This window comes from Salinivibrio sp. IB868, from assembly GCF_001995655.1.
GTDB lineage: Bacteria > Pseudomonadota > Gammaproteobacteria > Enterobacterales > Vibrionaceae > Salinivibrio > Salinivibrio siamensis.
The window spans coordinates 133,740-151,881 of the sequence record NZ_MUEW01000011.1; the positions used below are offsets into that span (position 1 = coordinate 133,740).

General features: G+C 50.0%; 12 protein-coding genes and 1 tRNA gene. 10 read left to right on the forward strand and 3 right to left on the reverse strand.

Going from position 1 to position 18,142, the window contains the following annotated elements:
• Positions 1-45 precede the first annotated feature (45 nt).
• Together tyrR and BZG20_RS12755 are read left to right on the forward strand one after the other, a co-directional pair.
• Positions 46-1,587 (forward strand): transcriptional regulator TyrR, encoded by a 1,542-nt coding sequence (gene tyrR / locus BZG20_RS12750; RefSeq protein WP_046073479.1) that lies wholly within the window; start codon positions 46-48, stop codon positions 1,585-1,587.
• Entirely contained in the window at positions 1,568-2,191 is a 624-nt protein-coding gene (locus tag BZG20_RS12755; RefSeq protein WP_241829536.1) for a GNAT family N-acetyltransferase, read from the forward strand. The genes tyrR and BZG20_RS12755 overlap by 20 nt, the downstream gene beginning before the upstream one ends.
• Before the next feature lie 134 nt (positions 2,192-2,325).
• On the opposite strand, the gene pyk is transcribed toward BZG20_RS12755, so the two are convergent.
• Positions 2,326-3,771 (reverse strand): pyruvate kinase, encoded by a 1,446-nt coding sequence (gene pyk, locus BZG20_RS12760; protein WP_077579246.1) that lies wholly within the window; start codon positions 3,769-3,771, stop codon positions 2,326-2,328.
• 157 nt (positions 3,772-3,928) lie between these two features.
• A complete protein-coding gene (locus BZG20_RS12765; RefSeq protein WP_046073477.1) occupies positions 3,929-4,783 on the reverse strand; it encodes a MurR/RpiR family transcriptional regulator in 855 nt (284 codons plus the stop codon).
• A 334-nt stretch (positions 4,784-5,117) separates the two neighbouring features.
• Here BZG20_RS12765 and BZG20_RS12770 point away from each other — a divergent pair, with 334 nt between their 5' ends.
• Positions 5,118-5,972: an NAD(P)H-binding protein gene (locus tag BZG20_RS12770; RefSeq protein ID WP_077579247.1), complete on the forward strand. Its 855-nt coding sequence runs from the start codon at positions 5,118-5,120 to the stop codon at positions 5,970-5,972.
• 330 nt (positions 5,973-6,302) lie between these two features.
• On the opposite strand, the gene BZG20_RS12775 is transcribed toward BZG20_RS12770, so the two are convergent.
• Positions 6,303-9,017: a DUF2339 domain-containing protein gene (locus BZG20_RS12775; protein ID WP_077579248.1), complete on the reverse strand. Its 2,715-nt coding sequence runs from the start codon at positions 9,015-9,017 to the stop codon at positions 6,303-6,305.
• A gap of 499 nt (positions 9,018-9,516) precedes the next feature.
• On the opposite strand from BZG20_RS12775, the gene BZG20_RS12780 reads away from it, so the two are divergent.
• The 7 genes from BZG20_RS12780 (at position 9,517) to BZG20_RS12815 (ending at position 18,142) form a co-directional block, all read left to right on the forward strand.
• Positions 9,517-10,203, forward strand: coding sequence for a TetR/AcrR family transcriptional regulator (locus BZG20_RS12780; RefSeq protein ID WP_077579249.1), 687 nt, complete (start codon positions 9,517-9,519; stop codon positions 10,201-10,203).
• Between the two features lie 166 nt (positions 10,204-10,369).
• Positions 10,370-12,670 carry an acyl-CoA dehydrogenase gene (locus BZG20_RS12785; RefSeq protein ID WP_077579250.1) on the forward strand — a complete coding sequence of 767 codons (2,301 nt, stop codon included), beginning with the start codon at positions 10,370-10,372 and terminating at the stop codon, positions 12,668-12,670.
• Positions 12,671-12,882: 212 nt separating this feature from the next.
• Positions 12,883-14,085 carry an enoyl-ACP reductase FabV gene (fabV, locus tag BZG20_RS12790; RefSeq protein WP_077579251.1) on the forward strand — a complete coding sequence of 401 codons (1,203 nt, stop codon included), beginning with the start codon at positions 12,883-12,885 and terminating at the stop codon, positions 14,083-14,085.
• 139 nt (positions 14,086-14,224) lie between these two features.
• Positions 14,225-14,315, forward strand: a tRNA-Ser gene (locus BZG20_RS12795).
• Positions 14,316-14,789: 474 nt separating this feature from the next.
• Positions 14,790-16,343, forward strand: a complete 1,554-nt coding sequence (locus BZG20_RS12800; protein ID WP_077579252.1) for an SIR2 family protein — start codon at positions 14,790-14,792, stop codon at positions 16,341-16,343.
• A 109-nt stretch (positions 16,344-16,452) separates the two neighbouring features.
• Positions 16,453-17,121: a hypothetical protein gene (locus BZG20_RS12805; RefSeq protein WP_077579253.1), complete on the forward strand. Its 669-nt coding sequence runs from the start codon at positions 16,453-16,455 to the stop codon at positions 17,119-17,121.
• A 433-nt stretch (positions 17,122-17,554) separates the two neighbouring features.
• Entirely contained in the window at positions 17,555-18,142 is a 588-nt protein-coding gene (locus tag BZG20_RS12815) for a hypothetical protein (RefSeq protein ID WP_198531487.1), read from the forward strand.

Consider the following 18,142-nt stretch of genomic DNA (forward strand, 5'->3'; position numbering starts at 1 on the left):
TTGCTGCCGGTATTGGGTATCACTGTCAAGTTACAGGAATCCATTATGAGACTGAAAGTCTGTTGTGAAGATAGGATCGGGCTTACCCGCGAACTCCTCGATATTCTGGTGCGCCGCGACATCGACCTGCGTGGTATTGAAATTGACCAGGTCGGGATCATATACCTCAACTGTCCGGAAATTGAATTCGACGCCTTTAGCCAGTTGATGTCAGAAATTCGACTCATTTCTGGGGTCACCGACGTACGCAAAGTACAATTCTTACCGGCTGAGCGTGAACATAAAGAGTTGCGAGCGTTAGTTGAAAGCCTGACCGATCCTGTGGTGTCGATTAACCTCGATGGCTACATTGATATGGCCAACAAGGCGGCGCAAGACTTGATTGGCTCGAGTGAACACCAGCTTATCGATGAACATGCAAACAGCGTGTTTCCTGACTTTCAGTTTGCCCATTGGCTGGAAAAAGAAGAAGCCAGCCAAAGCTGTCGTATGGTGGTAATGGCTGGGCTCGACTTCCTCATGGAAGTGATGCCAGTGCACATCAATGACGAAAGTGAGCAGCCTGTATTGGTGAGTGCGGTGGTGCAGCTCAAGCAGGTGGCGATGAATAACACCTCGCAAACTGTGTTCCGTACCCCGAGCGATCACGGGTTTGATCATCTTGTGGGTCAGTCAAACAAGTTTAAGCAGCTTATTAGCCAAGCGAAAAAGCTGGCGATGTTGGATGCACCTCTCTTAGTACAAGGCGAAACGGGCACAGGTAAAGAAATGATAGCGCGTGCCTGCCACCGTCACTCCTTGCGCGCAGACAAACCTTTCCTACTCGTTAACTGCGTCTCTATGCCGGATAACGCCGCTGAAACCGAATTGTTTGGCATGGCGGCCGCCGAAGAAGGCGGTAGCGCCAAAAAAGGCATCTTAGAGCAAGCGGATGGCGGCACGGTATTCTTGTACGAAGTCGGCGAAATGAGCCGCCACCTGCAAGTGAAGCTATTGCGCTTTATGCAAGATGGTACCTTCCGCCGCGTGGGGGAAGAACGCGAGATGCAGGTGGATGTCAGAGTGATCTGTTCAACACAGAAAAACTTGCCTGAGCTGGTGGCGGCCCATCAGTTCCGTGAAGATCTCTTCTATCGTCTCAATGTGTTATCGCTCACTGTCCCACCACTTAGAGAGCGAACGGCCGACGTGATGCCGCTTGCAGAACTGTTCGTCAAACAATTTGCTGCCGATTTAGGGCAATCCAAGCCGCGCATCGATGAGGCGTTGGCGGACTATCTTACCCACTATGCGTGGCCCGGGAATATCCGCCAGTTACGTAATGTGTTGCTCCATGCGATGACCCAAATTGACGCAGAAGTGATGACGATTGATGACGTCCAACTGCCAGAAATTGAAAACACTCAGTTTATGAGTGAAGAGTCGATGGATGGCTCGTTAGATGAAATCATGAAGCGTTACGAGTCGGGGATTTTGCATAACCTGTATCGAAGCTACCCTTCAACGCGCAAGCTGGCTAAACGGTTGGATGTCTCGCACACTGCCATTGCCAATAAACTGCGCGACTATGGGATTGGTAAAAAGTAAGCTGATGCCGGAAGCCAGTATGTATCAGACGTCAGTGAGTCACTTCCCGCGTTTGTCCGTTGATGAGCTACGCATAGATGCCATCAGTCACGAGGACGTGACCCGGGTGGTGCAATACTTTCAGCGCAACCGTGATTTTCTCGCCCCTTGGGAGCCTGAGCGTGCGGCGGGCTTTTATACTGAACAGGGATGGAAGCGGCGCGTGCTGCAGCTGATGGAGTTACAAAAGCATCAGCTGGCTTATTATTTTTTGATCGCCAAGCAAGACTCGCCTCACGTGTTAGGGGTGATTTCTTATACCAGTGTGATGCAATACCCGTCTTATTCGTGCACCGTGGGCTACTCGTTAGATAAAGCGGCACAAGGACAAGGGATCATGCGTCGAGCGCTCGCCGCGACCAATCAGTGGCTATTCGATAACGTCCATATCCATCGTGTGTGTGCTTCCTACATGCCATGTAACCAGCGCAGTGCCAAGGTGCTAGAGGCAGTGGGGTTTGAATATGAAGGCCGAGCGCGTGATTACTTGTTGATTAATGGCCGATGGGAAGATCATATTCTAATGGCGCACATCAATCCGCACTGGCGACCTAAACCGGCCTGACCCGCGACCGTCTCACGGATGCTCCAGCAGTCACCCACAAGGCAATAATAAAGGCGACCCGATTAGGTCGCCTTTTGCGTTTCTAGTATGCGCTTTGTCCGCGAGTTATTTACATAGCAGGCGTGAGAGCACGACTATTTCACTGTCAGCACACGCATGGTGTTGGTAGAGCCAATCACTTCCATCTGATCACCTTGGGTCATGATCACCTGGTCTCCCTCGGCCAAAAAGCCACCTTCTTTTAAGGTTTGCAGGGCGCGCTCCGCCACTTGCAGGCCGGCACCGCTGTCGCTGTCAAAATACACCGGCGTCACACCACGATAGAGTGCGGCACGGTTAAGCGTGTGCTCATGACGCGATAGCGCGAAAATCGGCTTACCGGATGAAATACGTGACATCATCAAGGCTGTGCGGCCCGATTCGGTCAGCGACACCATGGCTTTGACCCCTTTCATATGGTTCGCCGCGTACATGGTCGCCATAGAGACTGTTTCTTCTTGGCTATCAAACTGGCGGTCTAGGCGGTGATTCGATACGTTAACCGACGGCATCTTCTCAGCCCCGACACACACTTCAGCCATTGAGCGTACTGTTTCCAGCGGGTACTGACCGGCAGCGGTTTCTGCCGATAGCATCACTGCATCGGTGCCATCGAGCACCGCATTGGCCACATCCATTACTTCCGCGCGAGTAGGCATGGGGGCGGAAATCATTGATTCCATCATCTGGGTGGCGGTGATCACCAAACGGTTCATGCTGCGAGCGCGGCGAATGAGCTGCTTTTGTACCCCAACCAATTCTGGATCGCCAATTTCCACACCAAGATCACCGCGCGCCACCATCACCACATCAGACGCTTCAATAATGTCGTCGATACTCTCATCACTGACCACGGTTTCGGCACGTTCTACTTTGGCCACCAAACGCGCATCCAAGCCAGCGTCGCGCGCCAAAGAGCGGGCATAGTGCATATCTTGGCCGTTGCGCGGGAAGGAGATCGCTAAGAAGTCGACGCCAATTTTGGCGGCAGTCAGAATGTCTTGCTTGTCTTTTTCCGTCAGTGCAGGGGCAGACAGGCCACCGCCTTTTTTGTTGATCCCTTTGTTGTTAGAGAGCTTGCCGCCTACCGTGACTTCGGTATGCACTTTGGCCCCTTCAACCGCCAGTACCTTGAGCTGTACGCGGCCATCATCAAGCAGCAGAATATCGCCATTGGTGACGTCCTGGGGCAGAGCTTTATAATCAAGGCCGACCGCGTCTTGGTCGCCCATGCCAGGCGAGAGCTCGCCATCTAACGTGAACTTATCGCCAACGGAGAGAGTAATGGCACCGTCTTTAAAGGTCGAAACACGGATTTTAGGGCCTTGCAAATCACCCAAAATACCCACGTGGCGGCCAAGTCGCGCCGCAATCGCGCGCACTTGATCGGCGCGTTTAATGTGGTCTTCCGCACTGCCGTGAGAGAAGTTGAGGCGAACGACGTTAGCACCGGCGACAATAATTGACTCCAACACACTGTCTTTGTCGGTGGCAGGGCCTAATGTGGTAACAATCTTCGTTCTTCTCAGTTTTGCAGACATGATTAACTCCTATATACAGGGTGATGTTTTAAGGGATAGTGCAGAAAGGGCAACATCACCGCCAAGTCTGGATTCGACGACATGCTGACATCAGTGTAGCGCATCAAAAACGTCGAAAAGATGACACAAAAAAGGAGTGCCAACGCACTCCTTTTAGTTAGGTCAGGGATTCTTTATGAAAGCGTGAATCGCGAATGGCTTCTTTGACACGCTTCAAGTTATCTCTAAATCCTGGGCCACGGCGAAGTGTGAAGCCTGTTGCTAGCACGTCGATAACCGTCATTTGCACGACCCGACTTGCCATCGGCATATATTCGTCCGTGTCTTCCGGCACATCGAGCTGGATGGTGTGGGAACACACTTTATCTAGCGGCGAGTCGCGCTGCGTGATGCCGATAACAGTGGCACCGTTTTCACGGGCTAAATTAGCCACATCAACCAAGCTTTTGGTACGCCCTGTGTGTGAAATCATCACCACCACATCGCCATCATTACAGTTAATACAGCTCATTCGTTGCATCACGATGTCGTTAAAGCACACCACCGGAATGTTAAAACGGAAGAACTTGTTTTGCGCGTCATGCGCGACCGATGCTGATGCGCCCAACCCGAAAAAGGCGATTTTTTTCGCCTGGGTTAGCATGTCGACCGCGCGGTTAATTTGGTGCGTGTCGATGCTGTTTTTCGCTACATCCAAACAGGCCATGGTTGACTCAAAAATCTTCGCCGTGTAAGCATCCGCACCATCGTTCTCTTCAACGTTGCGGTTCACATACGGGGTGCCGTTGGCCAAGCTTTGTGCCAAGTGAAGTTTAAAGTCCGGGAAGCCTTTGGTATCTAGGCGACGACAAAAACGGTTAACCGTTGGCTCGCTCACATCAGCCATCTTTGCCAAAGTCGCAATACTCGAGTGAATAGCGGTTTGAGGGGAGGCGACAATGATTTCAGCAACTTTTCTTTCAGATTTGCTGAAGTTTTCAAGATTTTTTTGTATTTTTTCCAGAGTATTCATCTGAGTTACCGCTTACGTTCAAGACCAAAGTTAAAAAACTGTCGCTCGATGAGAGCGAGCATCAATGAAGTGTTAAGTGCGTCATTCACCACGGCTTTTGACTGCCGTTTAGTAACAGATAGTCTATCCTCTCGCGGATTGTAATGACATTATTATGACTATCTGAGCATAAAAACTTTGTCACCATTCACGCTTTTAGTTATTTCCTTACATAATTAAGGAATATATTTACAGCGCGAAATAAATAAATGGTCAAAAATCAGCCGAATTGGGTGGTGTTAACCATTACATTGAAAAATAATTACGTAACCCTAGGTAATCATAAGGAGCGCGTGTGTCAGGATTGAAAGTTGGAATTTGTGGATGTGGTTGGTTGGGTCAACCGCTGGCGTCATACCTACTTGGCGCTGGACACCACGTGGTGGGGACCAAACGTGAGCCAGCCTCGGCGCAAGCATTGAGCGAGACGCTGGCGACCACCGTGGTGCCGTTTGATGTGATGGCGCCGGATTATCAATCAGCGGCGGCATTGCTCGAGACTGACATCGTGGTGATCAATATCGCGGCGGGGCGTCGTCACGCCGACTTTGATGCATACCGCGATGCCATGTGCGCGTTTATCGACCGCCTGGCCCAAGCAGGCGTTGAGCATGTGCTCTTTATCAGCACCACCTCTGTATACGGGGAGCTTAAAGGGCAGGTGACCGAGCACACCGCGACCGCCGCCACCACGGCGTCGGGCAAAGCACACGAACATATCGAAGCGCATCTGCGCGAAACGTATGGAGAGAAAGGAACAATCATGCGGCTCGCGGGGTTGATTGGCGGTGCGCGTCATCCTTCAACTATGCTCGCGGGTCGACAAGGCTTATCAGGCGGCAATGAGCCGGTAAACTTGATCCACCGCAGTGATGTGATGGCGGCGATCAGTGCGATTATCCATCAGCGTCAATGGGGTCACACCTTTCATTTGTGCGCGGAGCTGCACCCAGCGAAAAGTGTGTACTACGGCTGGGCAGCGCGTGAAATGGGTTTGACACCGCCTGAGTATCAGCCAAGTGCAGGCGATGGTAAATGGATTGATGCCTCGCAGACGCTATCGCAACTGGGACTTAACTTACGTTATGCCTCACCGTATCAAATGATCGCAGATGGTCAGGTGACTTCGGACGACCCAGCCCCCAAATAAAAAAAGCCCACACAAGGTGGGCAAAAATAAAGGTAGAGACAAACAAACTCTAAAGTAAGTAGAAAAAGCAGCAGCAGGTCGGAAAGAAAGATGAATCATGCTCCCTCACGTTCTGAGGGGGATAAGGCATTTCTTACCGATGCACCCATTAGGACTGGGCGAATTTAAAGAAGTTCCTACAAATTAAAAAAAGTCGTGATATTTAATCAATAGGCGATGTAGATGTGACGCTTGTCTCATAAATGGCGGCAATTAATGCCGCCATCTCACGCTATTGCAACACAGGTATTGCAATAGAGTGAGATGGCCTAGCGTGTCACCGACGTCGGGCTAGGCGGCCCATTGCCGTTGCTTGAGCCATTGGAACAATCCACCCAACGCCACCAAGCAAAGCCCAAGGCCAATAAAGGACAATGCTCGCATCAGCCCCTCTAAACTTGCCATATCAACCAGGAACACTTTTAGGATCACTAGCGCCAACACCGCCATTGCGCCTTGCTGCACCCGTACCGATTGCTGCCAGTAGCCACCCAGCAAGCTCAAACTCCCTATTGCCAACCATACCAATGAGTAGGTATACAGCTCTGCATGTGAGGTCAATTGCGAAAGGGCAATGGTATCGCCTTGCCAAGTCTGACGGATCAAACCGTTAACCAGCAAAAAACCAAACACCGCGGCACAGGTGCTGGCCGCTGTTTGCACTCGGGCTTTTGGCAAGGGTAGCGATGGATATCCCCATTTCGCTAACCACACACAAGCGAGCAAAGGAACGCCCCACCAAGGCCAGAGTAAACTGGCAAGTGGCGAGTCACCAATCGAGACCTTCTCAACGTATGGGTTATGCTCGAAAAAGAGAATAAATTGGGTGAGTGCACTTAAGACTAAGAGGGCGATGCCGCCGATACGGTACAAAAACGCGAACGTCTGCGCGGCGCGAGCACGATAAAGATACACACACGCCAATAATAACCAGTTCATGCTCATGACCACCGCGCCAGAAACCGAGTGCATCACGCTGGTCAGCCCTTGAAGATCACATAGCCACAGTGTTGCACTTGTGAGCCACAGCGCGGCGAGTTGCAGTTGTGCGCCAGTGAGCCAAGCGGGCAGTGTGTGGTTTTGGACCCAGCGCTGACCAACATAAATCAACAGCCCAAGCGACGGATAAAGCCATAATGTGTCCGGCAGTGATGCCATATGATGGGTGGAGAGCAATAACAAGGTCGCGCGCGCGAGCACCACGCTGAGCAGTGCTTGGATCACCCAATTGGCGAGCGCTATCCGGTATTGATGGGTGAGCCAAAGCATCACCACTGCTTGCGCGGTCAAGGCCAAGGTCAGAGCGTAATCGCTCAGCAGCAACGTTAACGCGAGCGCCAGGTGGGCATTGACGCCACACCAAAGGCTCAATCGAGCCAGAACATGGGCCTGATCGGTACCTTTAAAATGACGAGTAAAGGCCGCTAACACCGCGCCGCCACCGGCGAGGCAAGCCGCCCATAACGGTGCGCTAGACGCGTACGCAAGCGTTCCCCCCCAAAACGCGCCTGTCACCTTCGCATTAAGGCTCACCATGAAAGGCGTGGCCAGGCACGCTAGCCAGATAAAATGGATACGTTGCGGTGACCGTTTACCTAGGGCTAAGCCATAGAGCAGGGTAATGACACCCATCCCCAAGCCAACCTGCTGGGCAAGTGGGTCGCGGGCAAGATCACCGAACCATAACCAGAGGGCGACCCAAGCTAAGCCCAGCACCGGCCACGCATCCCAGCGTGCGGAGAAAAGCGGCGCGAGATAAAGCCATGCCACCAACGCGGCCATCAATGGCATCCCGACCGTAAACGGTAAAGAAAACGCTGCAGTAGAGGCAATAAACATTATTGCCAGCATCAGCCAAGTATCGAGTGCGTGATGGTGCCAAGCTCGAATATCGACAAGGGTGCGCCAAGACAGTGGCGCGTCAGATGTTGGTTTGAGTAACCACCCCAACGTTGGCACCGCGACTAATAGGTACACAGAGCCGAGGGCAAACCCGGTAACGATAAGCAATGGCACCGAAAAATGCGCAAAAGCAAACAGCCAAGCAAGGTGCACCCCCCACAAGCTATACCATAGCCATCGGCGCTCGACACGCTGAGCCACATAGGTGATGGCGGCAGCGACGAGCAAGAAATAACTGGCGAGCAACCCGTAGCTGGGGGTGGCACTGGTAGAGAACAATGGCGCGCCATACGCCCCGATGAGCCCGACCACGGTCAGTAACGGGCCAAACCTAAGCCCGTAGAAGGTCGCAGCGAGCGAGATCAGCGCCAGCATCACAACCGCGACAGGCTCGGAAATAAACTGATAGGGCGTCGCTGCCATCAAGGCCAGGCCAAACAAGCTGATAAAGCCCGCGCTCGCAATCGCAGCCGGCACATAGCTCGGCCAATCAATTTGCGTATACCGGCGCAACTTATCGTGCAGCCATTCACTGCCAACAATCAAGCCGACGCCAAACAGCGCTCCCAAGCCAAGACGGGCTAACGGAGGGAAATAACCTTCACTGATCAGGTAGGAAATTAAGAAAAGTCCGCCGAGGGTAAAAATACCGGCGCCACTCCAAACCAGCCACTGTTGTTTCGCGCGCTCAAGCCAAGCGAGACGATGACGGTTATCGCCTGATGGTTGCGCGTCAGAGGCGGTATGGGCGGTGTTGGTTGCGACCGGCTCTGCATCACTGGGCTCAGTGTTAGATGGCGCATGCTGGGTCGATGTGGTGAGCGCTTCCTGCGTTAATGGGTGGCTATCACGCGATACCATAGCAGCGTCTGTATCGCGGCCAGCCTCAACCGGCTCTGTGTGAACCTCAGCCGTGAGGTTGGCATGAGTGGACGTCGGCATCGCGTCAGCGTCCGCTTTCGATTGCAACTGGGAAAGGGTATGGCGCACCTCCGAGAGCTCTCGATTGAGTGCGTTGACTTTGAATAGGGCCGAGAGGCCACAAATACCACCAATGAGCATCACCAAACTGGCGACAAACACCAAGAGGAGTAAGGATTCCATATCGCGTTAACCAAGCCCGTTGTCACTAAATGCGTGCACACTGTACAGCGAGGCCGAATGAATTGGCGTAATCGCGACAAGAAAAGTCAAAACTTGGGAGCAAGTGCATAAAAAAGCCCACAAGCAAACGGCGAGTGGGCATAGAAGAAAAGTCTTCTAGAAAAAGCAGTGGCACAAGGTGTGACTACCAGAAATGCGAATGGGTTCCCACTTCTGTTCAAAAAAAGCACAGCCATGGCTGAGGGCGTGGCAGAGCTGGCTGCTTAACCATTTTTATTCAACGCGTTACATAGTCAGCCAAGCGCGCAAAACGTCATCATGATTTACCAAACAATATACGGTCATGCAGCAAACGCGGGTGTAAACCCACTTGGTCGCTGTCTCGGCGAAATCACTCAATAATGTGATGTTACTCATGCGATGCGTGTGTGTTTCAGGCTTGTTAAAATCCATGTCTGGGTATAAAGTTAAACAAGCGTTTAATACAGGTGAATGAACAATGGCAGGACGAGGCGACACCAAAGCAAAAATTCTGGATGCCGCGGAGCAGCTCTTCGCCGAGCACGGGTTTAAAGAAACGTCGTTACGCACGATTACCAGCAAGGCTGGCGTTAACCTTGCCTCAGTGAACTATCACTTTGGCGACAAAAAATCACTGGTGCGTGCCGTACTCGGACGCTACCTCGAAGCGTTTATGCCAGCGCTCGGTGAGCAGCTGCAAGCGCTCTTAGTGCGACCAGATTGCACGATGGAACAAGTGTTCTCATGCGCAAAACAGCCAGTGCTTGCGCTTGATGCGTATCGGCCACATGGTGCAGCCACCTTCATGCAACTGATTGGCCGCGGTTATACCGATGTACAAGGCCATTTACGTTGGTTTATCACCACCCGTTACGAACACGTGCTGTCGCTGTTTAACCAAGCGGTACGCAAAGCCAACCCCGCACTGACGTCAGAGGCGGTGTTTTGGCATTTACACTTCACCCTTGGGGCGGCCATTTTCACCATGGCATCCAGCGAAGCGTTGCGTGATATTGCCGAAAACGATTTTGGTCGCACCCTTGATACTGAAGCGATCGTTGACCGCTTAATTCCGTATCTAGCAGCAGGGATGAACGCCAAACCCGCGGCAATGGCACAACAGGGGCAAGTGCTCGCCTTCGCGACGGAGTCACAAGCGGAGTAGGGCAATCAAAACACATCAAGCGAGGATGCGATGCGTCCCGCTTATTTGAACCACTCAGCGCAGCGACAGGTGTATCACGGTGCGTGAAGTGCAATGTAAAAACCCGTTCTGGTCGCACAATAACAGTAAAAAGAGTGCAACCATGATCAACAAAAGGACCTGAATCATGAGCTCTCAAACTTCATTACGTCGTTCACTGGTGAGTGATAAAGCGTTTACTTTCTTCAAAAAAGTGCTGCCACCGTTATCCGCCACTGAGCGCGAAGCGATGGAAGCCGGCAGTGTGTGGTGGGACGGTGAACTGTTTTCCGGATCGCCGAACTGGAAAACCTTGCACCAATATGGCAAGCCGGCGTTAAGCGCGGAAGAGCAATCGTTTATCGATAACCAGCTAGAAACCCTCCTGGCGATGTTGGATGATTTTAAAATTGTCCAAGAGCAAAAAGATCTGCCGGAAGAAGTCTGGGATTATCTGAAAAAAGAGCGCTTTTTCTCGCTGATCATTCCCAAAGAATACGGTGGCCTCGCGTTCTCGGCGCTTGCCAACTCTACCATCGTATCGCGCATTGCCACCCGTAGCTTAAGCGCAGCGGTGACCGTGATGGTGCCTAACTCACTGGGGCCGGGTGAACTATTGACCCATTATGGTACCCAAGACCAGCGCGACTACTGGCTGCCACGCTTGGCCGATGGCCGTGAAGTGCCGTGCTTTGGCCTAACTGGCCCAGAAGCAGGCTCCGATGCTGGGAGTATTCCAGACCGCGGCGTGGTGTGCATGGGTGAACACAATGGTGAACAGGTGCTGGGGATCCGCTTAAGCTGGAACAAACGCTACATTACACTGGCCCCCGTGGCGACCGTGGTGGGCTTGGCGTTTAAACTGGGCGATCCAGACGGCCTGCTGGGGGACAAAAAAGAGCTTGGCATCACCTGTGCCCTGGTCCCCGCAGACCACCCTGGCGTTGAAATTGGCGATCGTCACAATCCGCTCAACATGGCATTTATGAACGGCACCACCAAGGGTGAAGATGTATTTATTCCGATTGATTGGGTCATCGGCGGCAAAGACTACGTTGGCCGTGGTTGGCGCATGCTGGTGGAGTGTCTATCAGCCGGTCGAGGGATCTCGTTACCCGCACTGGGGACGGCGGTAGGGCATCTCGCCACCCGTACCACAGGCGCTTACAGTTATGTGCGTAAACAATTTGGTATGCACATTGGCCGCTTTGAAGGGGTAGCAGAAGCCCTAGGCCGCATGGGCGGGTTGAACTACTTAATTGAATCGACCCGCACCCTGACTACCACCGCGCTTGATCAGGGAGAAAAACCGGCGATCATCACCGCGATTTCCAAATATCACATGACCGAAATTGCGCGCACCATCTTGAATGATTCGATGGATGTGCACGCGGGTCGTGCGATTCAGTTGGGACCCCTAAACTACATTGGCCATCATTACTTTGGTATTCCGGTGGCAATCACGGTGGAAGGCGCGAATATTCTTACCCGCAACCTAATGATCTTTGGTCAGGGGGCGACCCGTTGCCATCCTTACGTCCTTAAAGAGATGGAAGCGGCGGCGAACCCAGACCAAGAGGCCGGCGCCCAAGCGTTTGATAAATTACTGTTTAAACACATTGGCCATGCCACTAAAAACAGCGTGATGGGGCTGGTCAACGCGCTGACCGGATCGCTGACCAACCGCGCGCCGGTGAGTGGCGAGACGGCCAAATACTATCGTCACCTTACCCGCATGAGTCGTGCACTGGCGGTGACCACCGATGTCGCGATGTTGTCTCTTGGCGGTGAGCTGAAACGCCGAGAAATGCTGTCCGCGCGTCTGGGGGATGTTCTGAGCCACCTTTATATGGCGTCGGCAACGTTGAAGCGCTACGAAGATGAAGGCCGTCCGAGCCAAGATCTGCCGATGGTGCACTATGCGCTGCAATATTGCCTAGCCCAGTGTGCCAAAGCGTTTGATGGGGCCTTTAATAACTTCCCTGCCAAAGGGGTGGGCCGCAGCCTACGTGTGCTCTTGTTCCCGCTCGGCATGCACTACAAAATGCCCTCTGACAAGCTGCTTAATCAGATTGCCGAGCAGTTAATGACACCGAGCGCAGAGCGCGACCGTTGGACGCACTTATGCTATGTGGGCGACAAAGCCGACGATCCGGTGGCGGTGATGGAGCGTGCGTTTACGGCGATGTGGGCGTGTCGTGACACCGAAAAAGCCCTGATCAAAGCGGTGAAAGCCAAGCAGATTGATGGCAAAGCCAGCTTGGCGGATCGCTCGCAACAAGCGGTTGAGCAAAACCTCATTACTGCCGAAGCGCGTGACAAACTGCTAGAGGCTGATGCGCTGCGTGCTTATGCGGTACAAGTGGATGACTTTAAAGCCGAATGGTTTACCTCCAGCCAGTTAGAAGGCGGTGCCATTGCCAAGCCCAATCCAAGCAAAGCGGCATAAAGGTCGCTAACTTGCGCGAAAAAGCGTCTGCACCTCGCAGGCGCTTTTTTATTGGCGCTGACACTTGGGGCCACAATGCTGAGATCTTGCCCACTATTCTTGCCTGCAACACCTCCAACCACTGGGTATTTTTGCCCTTTTTCCGTAAAAGGGGATGCATAGGCAGGCGTTAGTATTTATCCTTAGCCTCAATTTTGTGAGGGACGTTGAATATGATCATCAAACCTAAAATTCGTGGATTTATCTGTACGACGACACATCCTGTTGGTTGTGAAGCCAACGTAAAAGAGCAAATTGACTACACCAAAGCGCAAGGCCCGATTGCGAATGCGCCTAAGCGTGTACTGGTTGTGGGTGCCTCCAGCGGCTATGGCTTGTCCTCACGCATTGCGGCAGCCTTTGGCGGCGGCGCCGCAACCATTGGCGTGTTCTTTGAAAAACCAGGCACCGAGAAAAAGCCTGGCACCGCAGGCTGGTACAACTCAGCCGCATTCGACAAGTTTGCTAAGCAAGAAGGCCTGTATTCAAAAAGCCTGAACGGTGATGCTTTCTCGCACGACGCTAAGCAAAAAACCATCGAGCTCATCAAACAAGACCTTGGTCAAATCGACATGGTGGTGTACTCGCTGGCCTCGCCAGTGCGTAAGCTACCTGACAGCGGCGAGCTGGTGCGCTCGTCACTGAAACCTATCGGTGAGACCTACACCTCAACCGCCGTAGACACCAACAAAGATGAAATCATCGAAGCCAGTGTTGAACCGGCTACCGAGCAAGAGATTCAAGATACCGTTACCGTAATGGGCGGCGAAGACTGGGAGCTTTGGATCAACGCCCTTAATGACGCCGGTGTCCTTGCTGAAGGCTGCAAAACTGTCGCTTACAGCTACATTGGTACAGAGCTTACCTGGCCAATCTACTGGGAAGGCGCCTTAGGTAAAGCGAAAATGGACTTAGACCGTGCTGCCAACGCGCTAAACCAAACACTTGCCGCCAAAGGCGGTAGCGCCAACGTGGCGGTACTCAAAAGCGTGGTCACCCAAGCCAGCTCAGCGATCCCGGTGATGCCGCTTTATATCGCCATGGTGTTCAAGAAAATGCGCGAAGAAGGCGTCCATGAGGGCTGCATGGAGCAAATCTATCGCATGTTTACTCAGCGCCTGTATCAAGCCGATGGCAGCAAGCCAGAGGTAGATAGCGAGCGTCGCTTGCGTTTAGACGACCTAGAGCTGCGTGAAGACATTCAGCAGCACTGTCGCGACCTGTGGCCACAGATCACCACAGAGAACCTCACCGAGCTGACTGACTATAACGAATACAAAGCCGAGTTCTTGAAGCTATTTGGCTTTGGCGTTGAAGGCGTTGACTACGACGCAGACGTGAGCCCGGTAGTGGAATTTGATGTCGAAAACATCTAAAACCGCCTAGCAAACACCCCAAAGAGGTCAGCCAAACGCTGGCCTCTTTTTTATTGGCTGAAAGCTAACCAAACGCACCCCGAATTATGGTTTTTTGCTTTACAAGCCAACCCCAACCCAATAATATACGCCGCGTTCCGGAGAGATGGCTGAGTGGTTGAAAGCACCGGTCTTGAAAACCGGCAAGGGTTAATAGCCCTTCTAGGGTTCAAATCCCTATCTCTCCGCCACATACCGAAAGCCGCTGCTTAGTCAGCGGCTTTTTTGCGTTTATACTCCCGCAAATTTCTAAACTCTGACCCCGCCAACATTTTAGACCTCTTTGCCTAAACACACTGCCAAGTGTTTGATAACCTAGCTATCAACATATCGCTCCGCAAGGCCTTTTGGAAGCCGCTAACCAACAGCGGTAGCGTGGGCGCTAAAGCAAATCCATTGGGTTTGTGCTATCCCACCTCGTTCCCACGCTCCTGCGTGGTAACGAGTTATGGATCAGTTTTGATCGTTGGGGTGAGTGTGAATGCCTGAGCCGAGATGAAAGTATGCACACTTTCACAGACAAGGTGATTGCTTCAAGCATTAAAAATGTGTTTAATCATAATCAGTTAGATGAAAAAAGGCGCGTATAACGGTTTTGTAAAATCGAGCGCGCGAACTAATACAATGTTAAACGTAATTGCACATGATCTAGGTATGGAATTTAGATGGATATACAAGAAAAGCTAATTGAAATTTTTCAGTCAAGAATGGCTGGCCCCTTTCTATTTCTAGGTTCCGGATTTTCTCGGCGTTATCTTGGTCTTGATGATTGGCGAGGTCTTCTTGAAAGATTCTGCATTACTGGAAAGCCATTCGAGTACTATCTTGCCTCCGCGAATGGCCATTATCCAACAGTGGCGGCACTGCTAGCTAAAGACTTCAATGAATATTGGTGGAAGGCTCCAGAGTATGAAAAAAGCGTAGAAAGATTCAAGTCCAAGGTTAGAGATGAAACTTCGGCCTTGCGTATTGAGATTAGCAATTATCTTTCTACTTTAGATCAATCTAAAGCAATGGACTCTGCATACAGGGATGAAGTGGAGCTATTATCTGGGCTTAATGTTGATGGTGTCATAACTACAAACTGGGACATGTTTGTTGAGCAACTTTTCCCAGAGCATAGAACATACATTGGGCAGGAAGAATTGTTGTTTTCGAACCCTCAAGAAATTGGGGAAATATACAAAATTCATGGCTGCTCGACGGTGCCATCATCCATGGTAATGACAAGCTCAGACTATGAAGAGTTTAATGAAAAGAATACATACTTGGCAGCAAAGCTTATCACACTTTTCGTGGAACACCCAATAGTTTTTATCGGGTACTCTATTTCTGACGAGAATATTAGCAGTCTTTTGAGGGCAATTGCGTCCTGCATAGGGAAAGAAAAAATAGAGCAGCTAAGGAAAAATTTAATATTCATACAGCTTCCGTCCGATGGAGAAGCCCCCAATATTTCAGATACCTATTTGACGATAGATGGTATCCAGATTCCATTGGTTTTAGTAAAAACTAATAATTTTATAGAAGTTTATCGGGCCATAGATGCAACGAAGAGAAAAATTCCCGCGAGAGTTTTAAGGTATTGTAAAGAGCAGCTTTATGAGTTAGTTCAATCTTCCGAGCCTGAAAAGAAAATTTGTGTTGTGGATATAGATGAAATTGACTCCAAGGAAGATGTCGAATTTTTGGTCGGGGTGGGTGTAGCAAGCAAAGAAAACGTCGGTCCAGCTCCAATCGGTTACGCTGCCATAAGAACCGAAGATTTAATTGAAGATATACTAATAGACAATAAAGGCTATGACGCTCAACAGATCGTCGACAATGTTCTGCACCGAGCCTGTAGAAACACTCCTTATGTCCCCGTATTCAAATATCTAAGTTGTATTGGTATAGAAAGTTACGACCAATATCGTGCTTTAGGCATAAATCTTGACAAGGTTGTCTGTAAAGACTTGAAAGATTACCGATTGAAAATGTACTCGAAAGCTTTCTTCAGGCATTACAGGCATAAAACTCTTCAGGAAGTTATCGGTCTGTGCACGCCAGAAAACGCATCAGCATACATACCGTTTATTCCAAAAGAAAAAATTGATTTGGATATTCTTAGAGGTTTCCTGGTTGCCAACATGGAGAAAATTCAATATGAAAATTCGAGCTATGCAAGTAATTTTAGAAAATTAGCAGCACTTTATGACAGGTTGAGGTGGGGCTGGTAGTGTTTAACAATGCCAAGCACCGAGACGGCTTTTTCGTTGCGCCTTCGGCTCCACTAGAAAGCCACCCATGTTGGTGGCGTTAGCCATTAAGGCTGTCATGGAGATTTAAGTGGTTAGTAAACGAAAAAAACGAATTAGGGAAAATCAAACGGACGAGCAGCAGAAACACATTCCTTGGTATAAGAAGGTGTGGGTTGTTGCTGCCGCAACAAGTGCATTTGTGTCTACGATCTTAATTCAAGGTCCGACAATGCTGCAAAATGCTCGGATATTGCCTAACGAAATTAAAGAAACATCTGATCAGTTCCAATCATGGGTTAAAGAGGATGCAGATTGGACAGGGCATTGGTCTTCTTTTCCTGAAGGCATGGTTGATATGGCAGATTTAGATTTATCTGATGTTGATTTGGAAATAACTATACATGCGATCAATGGAAATATTGACGGGACTATAGCCACGAAGAAAATATGTAAATCAATCCCTATTTTTGACTTTGTTTTACTACGAGGTAAAGTCAACGGAGATCAAGCAGAAGTAGTAGCCTGGGATATTATCGGTGGTAAAAAAACTGACTTTGCATCACTTACTTTAGTTCGTGATGGATACCTTATGCAAGTAACACCAAAGGAAGGTATGACTAGTTGGTTTCCTACACAGGCAAGAATTGCCAGACGGCCTACTGATTCCAAAGACCCACAGCCAGACACTTCATATTGTGCCGAAGAGAAAAAAGAACTTTACGAGCAATTTATTGATAAACAAAAAGAACATGGCTAACAAACGAGTATGTCTTCAATCACTAAATATTGATGAGGTTTTTCTCTTGATGCAACAGCGTGTTGCCTAACAGGCGGTTTATACGTTTAATCGTATGTTTAACTGAGGTTTGCGTCCCAAGCGCACACCCAAGTTTGGTGAGGGTTAAATTAGCGCCGTCGAGTAAGGTTTTAGTGGAAAGAGTAAGAGAAATAAGCCGTTTTTTGTGAATTTTTGGGCACTGTTTTGACAGTATTTGTAGTAGGATTGGGTCATCACGCATCGTCAACATCGCTATTGAATCGGTCTGTATCGAGTGTGTTTTTGGCGAAATTCATTAGATCAGAGGGAGCGATGCATGTCTACCTAATTGTTTCAACAGATATTTATGAGGAGATCCGCCAGAGCCGGGCGTTAGCTGTCTTAAGTTTCCACTATCGAAAGGAGTTTTAAGGTGGATGTTAATAGTTACATAACACCTGTAGCAGGACTAATTGGGGTTATGGTTAGTATTGTTACATTTCTTGTTACTTTTCAAAAATTGAAAGACATCAAAGGTGAAAAAGCTAAGGAATTGCATAGCCGATACGCTGCGATTAAAGCGCTTGCAAATGATATAGACACTAATTATCCAGAAATATTGATATTGTTAAGTGGATTAACACGAGCTGAATTAACACCTAGCGAGGTTCGGTGGTTTATTAAGGAGCCAGGTGCTTTTTTGAAACTTGAACAATATGGAAAGATCTGCGGAAGATATTGCGAAATCAACTTGGAAAAAGGGGAGTTTTCTTTAACCGAGCGAGTGTCGACATTTAATAAACAAGCAATTGAAAAAATTAAAGTTTTGGGTGTTGGTTTAGGTCTGATGGCGTTTCTATCAGTTATGTGGGGGCTAATTATTTATAATGTAAATACGGCTTCGGTAGTATACCTAGCGCTAGGGGCGTGGTTTATATACTTCTTACTTATCTTTTGGGGAGTTAATCTTTTGTGGGGCACTATCAACAAGGCTAGGAAGCTCCAAGGAAAGCCGATATAA

What these genes read in the sequence shown, in the direction of transcription:
- tyrR (WP_046073479.1), top strand. Translation starts at nt 46, where the DNA reads ATGAGACTGAAAGTCTGTTGTGAAGATAGGATCGGGCTTACCCGCGAA.
- BZG20_RS12755 (WP_241829536.1), top strand. Translation starts at nt 1,568, where the DNA reads ATGGGATTGGTAAAAAGTAAGCTGATGCCGGAAGCCAGTATGTATCAG.
- pyk (WP_077579246.1), bottom strand. Translation starts at nt 3,771, where the DNA reads ATGTCTGCAAAACTGAGAAGAACGAAGATTGTTACCACATTAGGCCCT.
- BZG20_RS12765 (WP_046073477.1), bottom strand. Translation starts at nt 4,783, where the DNA reads ATGAATACTCTGGAAAAAATACAAAAAAATCTTGAAAACTTCAGCAAA.
- BZG20_RS12775 (WP_077579248.1), bottom strand. Translation starts at nt 9,017, where the DNA reads ATGGAATCCTTACTCCTCTTGGTGTTTGTCGCCAGTTTGGTGATGCTC.
- BZG20_RS12780 (WP_077579249.1), top strand. Translation starts at nt 9,517, where the DNA reads ATGGCAGGACGAGGCGACACCAAAGCAAAAATTCTGGATGCCGCGGAG.
- BZG20_RS12785 (WP_077579250.1), top strand. Translation starts at nt 10,370, where the DNA reads ATGAGCTCTCAAACTTCATTACGTCGTTCACTGGTGAGTGATAAAGCG.
- fabV (WP_077579251.1), top strand. Translation starts at nt 12,883, where the DNA reads ATGATCATCAAACCTAAAATTCGTGGATTTATCTGTACGACGACACAT.
- BZG20_RS12800 (WP_077579252.1), top strand. Translation starts at nt 14,790, where the DNA reads ATGGATATACAAGAAAAGCTAATTGAAATTTTTCAGTCAAGAATGGCT.